The sequence below is a fragment of the Nocardioides sp. NPDC058538 genome (genome assembly GCF_042719275.1).
Lineage (GTDB): Bacteria > Actinomycetota > Actinomycetes > Propionibacteriales > Nocardioidaceae > Nocardioides.
On the sequence record NZ_JBHXNY010000073.1, the window covers coordinates 1 to 2848 of the forward strand.

Below are 2848 nucleotides of genomic sequence, written 5' to 3' on the forward strand. Positions count from 1 at the left end.
AGCCTGCTAAGGTTCAGCACGAAGCAAGAAACAAAGCAGTACAAATCGAATAAGCCGCCGGACTGGCTGAGACGGATGTCTGAAATCTACCGGTGTGCGTGTGATTCTTGAGAACTCAACAGTGTGTCATAGTCGACGAATTAGTTTGTTATGCCCCGTCGACCACATCCTCTTAGTGAGGGTGTTTGGTTGATGGTTTCTTTGACAATTGATTCTGGCAAATATCCAGTCTTTAGGGATTGGAACATGTCAGTGTCTCCTGTCAGGGCATCTCTTTTTCCAGGCATCGTAAGGTGTTTGGTGTTGTTTTTCAACGGAGAGTTTGATCCTGGCTCAGGACGAACGCTGGCGGCGTGCTTAACACATGCAAGTCGAGCGGAAAGGCCCTTCGGGGTACTCGAGCGGCGAACGGGTGAGTAACACGTGAGTAATCTGCCCCAGGCTCTGGGATAGCCACCGGAAACGGTGATTAATACCGGATACGACAACCGATTGCATGATCTGGTTGTGGAAAGTTTTTCGGCCTGGGATGTGCTCGCGGCCTATCAGCTTGTTGGTGAGGTAATGGCTCACCAAGGCTTCGACGGGTAGCCGGCCTGAGAGGGTGACCGGCCACACTGGGACTGAGACACGGCCCAGACTCCTACGGGAGGCAGCAGTGGGGAATATTGGACAATGGGCGGAAGCCTGATCCAGCAACGCCGCGTGAGGGATGACGGCCTTCGGGTTGTAAACCTCTTTCAGCACAGACGAAGCGCAAGTGACGGTATGTGCAGAAGAAGGACCGGCCAACTACGTGCCAGCAGCCGCGGTAATACGTAGGGTCCGAGCGTTGTCCGGAATTATTGGGCGTAAAGGGCTCGTAGGCGGTCTGTCGCGTCGGGAGTGAAAACCAGGTGCTTAACACCTGGCCTGCTTTCGATACGGGCAGACTAGAGGTACTCAGGGGAGAATGGAATTCCTGGTGTAGCGGTGAAATGCGCAGATATCAGGAGGAACACCGGTGGCGAAGGCGGTTCTCTGGGAGTATCCTGACGCTGAGGAGCGAAAGTGTGGGGAGCGAACAGGATTAGATACCCTGGTAGTCCACACCGTAAACGTTGGGCGCTAGGTGTGGGACACATTCCACGTGTTCCGTGCCGCAGCTAACGCATTAAGCGCCCCGCCTGGGGAGTACGGCCGCAAGGCTAAAACTCAAAGGAATTGACGGGGGCCCGCACAAGCGGCGGAGCATGCGGATTAATTCGATGCAACGCGAAGAACCTTACCTGGGTTTGACATACGCCGGAAAGCCGTAGAGATACGGCCCCTTTTAGTCGGTGTACAGGTGGTGCATGGCTGTCGTCAGCTCGTGTCGTGAGATGTTGGGTTAAGTCCCGCAACGAGCGCAACCCTCGTCCTATGTTGCCAGCAATTCGGTTGGGGACTCATAGGAGACTGCCGGGGTCAACTCGGAGGAAGGTGGGGATGACGTCAAGTCATCATGCCCCTTATGTCCAGGGCTTCACGCATGCTACAATGGCCGGTACAAAGGGCTGCGATCCCGTGAGGGTGAGCGAATCCCAAAAAGCCGGTCTCAGTTCGGATTGGGGTCTGCAACTCGACCCCATGAAGTCGGAGTCGCTAGTAATCGCAGATCAGCAACGCTGCGGTGAATACGTTCCCGGGCCTTGTACACACCGCCCGTCACGTCACGAAAGTCGGCAACACCCGAAGCCAGTGGCCCAACTCGTAAGAGAGGGAGCTGTCGAAGGTGGGGCTGGCGATTGGGACGAAGTCGTAACAAGGTAGCCGTACCGGAAGGTGCGGCTGGATCACCTCCTTTCTAAGGAGTAAGTGGCCATGAATTCACACAGCATTCGGTTGTGTGGTGATGGTGCTACTCGCTAGTGGAATCGTCGATGAACGATCAGTCGGATACTGTCTGGTCATCTCAGTACTGCTCATGCTTCGGTGTGGGCGTGGAACCTGGTGGCTGGTAGTGATGGTTGGTCTTGACACACTGTTGGGCCCTGAGGAATCACACGGGTCTGCTCAAGGGCAGATGTTGAGTGGTTGTCTCTTGCCCCCTTCGCCTGAAGGAGCTCGGTATGAGCACTGGATGGGGTTGTGCGGGCTGGCCGGCGCTGCTGGGTTCGTCCTGGTGGAGCGTTGGAGTTGATAGTTGGATAGTGGACGCGAGCATCTTGTTTAATAAGAATGCACACACCTTGTAGGCGCTCTTGCCATGCGGGTTTCGGCCTGGTGGTTGGGGTGTTGGTGTGTGCGTGGTCTTCGTAGCGCATGACAGGCTCGACAACGTGATGTTTGATATGTGATGTTGTTGTGTTTGTTGTTTTTGTTGAGTGTTTGTGAGAGATAAGCTATGAAGGGCACATGGTGGATGCCTTGGCATCAAGAGCCGAAGAAGGACGTTGGAGCCTGCGATAAGCCCTGGGGAGTTGGCAACCGAGCGTTGATCCGGGGGTGTCCGAATGGGGAAACCCAGCACGAGTCATGTCGTGTTACCCGCGCCTGAATCTATAGGGCGTGTGGAGGGAACGCGGGGAAGTGAAACATCTCAGTACCCGTAGGAAGAGAAAACAATAGTGATTCCGAGAGTAGTGGCGAGCGAAATCGGATGAGGCCAAACCGGTTACCTGTGATAGACGGCAGTTGTTGGGTAGTCGGGGTTGTGGGATATGTCTTTCATCGTCTGCCGGCGGTGAGCTCAGTAAGAAACCAAGCATGAAGGTGAACCAGTTGGGAAGCTGGGCCGTAGCGGGTGATAGCCCCGTAATCGTATGTGTTTGGCTGGGTTGATGTACTTCCCAAGTAGGACGACACTCGTGGAATGTCGTGTGAATCT

Annotated in this window: 2 rRNA genes (1 of these 2 cut by a window edge); both read left to right on the forward strand. The window is 55.0% G+C overall.

Going from position 1 to position 2848, the window contains the following annotated elements:
- Positions 1–310: 310 nt before the first annotated feature.
- Positions 311–1825, forward strand: a 16S ribosomal RNA gene (locus ACFWQC_RS28210).
- Positions 1826–2356: 531 nt separating this feature from the next.
- A 23S ribosomal RNA gene (locus ACFWQC_RS28215) occupies positions 2357–2848 on the forward strand; it runs 2698 nt beyond the window's last position.
- Together the 16S and 23S rRNA genes form the textbook arrangement of a ribosomal RNA operon.